Here is a 1434-nt window from a genome sequence, read left to right as displayed (position 1 = left end):
GGCTCATCGTAATTGAGGGTGTAGTCGAGGTCTGAAGCCGCCTGATTCGAGCAGGCTGCGCGCGATGTAGTTGGTGAGGTTCCGGAATCCGAGGGCTGAGCCGCGGAGGTGTTCGAGGCGTCCATTGATGGCCTCGGTGGGGCCGTTCGATGCGCCGGGGCGGTCGAAGAACGCGAGCACGTCCGTGGCGCGTTGTTTCAGGGTCCGGCCCAGCCTACGGATCTCGGTGAGGGCGGCGGGAACGCCGGTTGCAACGGCGTCGATGACCCCCTGCATCAGCTGCTTGCCGCGGGCCTTGTTCGGTTCCCGGTACGCGGCCACGATCCGCTGATAGATACCCCACGTCGCCTCGACCTCAACATGATCCTCGGCCGCGAACACCGTGCTGAGTCGGGCTTGCTGCCTGTCCGTCAGCAGGTCCGCGCCGGTGTGCAGGGTTCGCCGGGCCCGATAGAGCGGGTCCCCGGCACGACCTCGATGCCCTGTTGTGGCCTGCTGGACGCGTTGCCGGCACCGATCCAACCCGTCGCCGGCGAGCCGGACGACGTGGAACGGATCCATGACCGGGACCGCGTCCGGGAGCTCCTCGGAGGCCGCGGTCTTGAACCCGGTGAACCCATCCATCGCGACAACCTCCACCCCGTCCCGCCACGCCTGTGGTCGGCCGGCGAGCCAGTCCTTGAACACCTGCTTCGAGCGGCCTTCGATCATGTCCAACAAGCGTGCAGGGCCCGTCTTCTCGCGGATCGGAGTCAGATCGATGATGACGGTGACGTACTTGTCGCCGCGGCGGGTGTGCCGCCAGACATGCTCATCGACCCCGATCGCGGACACGCCGTCGAACCTGCCCGGGTCATCGATCAGTCGGCGCTTGCCCTCCGCGAGGACAGCGCTGTTGGCCGTATGCCAGGACACCCCGAGACCCGCTGCGACCCGGGACACGGTCAGGTGATCGACCACGACGCCTTCGAGTGCCCACCGGAGTCCGCGGCGGGAGATCTTCGCCCGAGGCTCCGCTGCGAGGTCTGTGTTCTGCCGCCAGATGCGCCCACACCCGGTGCACCGATAGCGGCGCACCCGAATCAACAGCGTGGTCGGCCGGTGACCGAACGGCTCATGCGCCAACTGGCGGGTAATCGTGTCCCGCGGTGCGCCCTCGGCACCGCAGGACCGGCACCACAGATCCGCTCGAACAACACGGCATTCCAGCACCGCCCGATCGGGCCCAAGGCACTGCCCGATAGCTTCCAGGCCGAGCTCATCGAGCCGGCAGAACGTAGTGAGGTCAGGGCGAACGAAGGTAGCGTTGAGCACGTCGAGGTCTTTCAGATGGCGAGCGTAGGAACTTCCATCATCGGAAGGCCTCGACCTCTATCCCGCGACCGCCGCGCCCACCCCGACCACTCCGCCCGCACTCTCAATTACGAAGAGCCC

1 protein-coding gene is annotated in these 1434 nt (G+C 66.9%); it reads right to left on the bottom strand.

All coding sequences use genetic code 11. The features are described 5' to 3' along the window. Positions 1–3: 3 nt before the first annotated feature. Positions 4–1314: an ISL3 family transposase gene (locus IWX63_RS16585; RefSeq protein ID WP_199279250.1), complete on the bottom strand. Its 1311-nt coding sequence runs from the start codon at positions 1312–1314 to the stop codon at positions 4–6. Between the last annotated feature and the right edge of the window lie 120 nt (positions 1315–1434).

The sequence above is a fragment of the Arthrobacter sp. CAN_A2 genome (assembly GCF_015752045.1).
Classification (GTDB): Bacteria; Actinomycetota; Actinomycetes; order Actinomycetales; family Micrococcaceae; genus Arthrobacter_D.
This window is presented reverse-complemented; position numbering and strand designations above follow the sequence as displayed.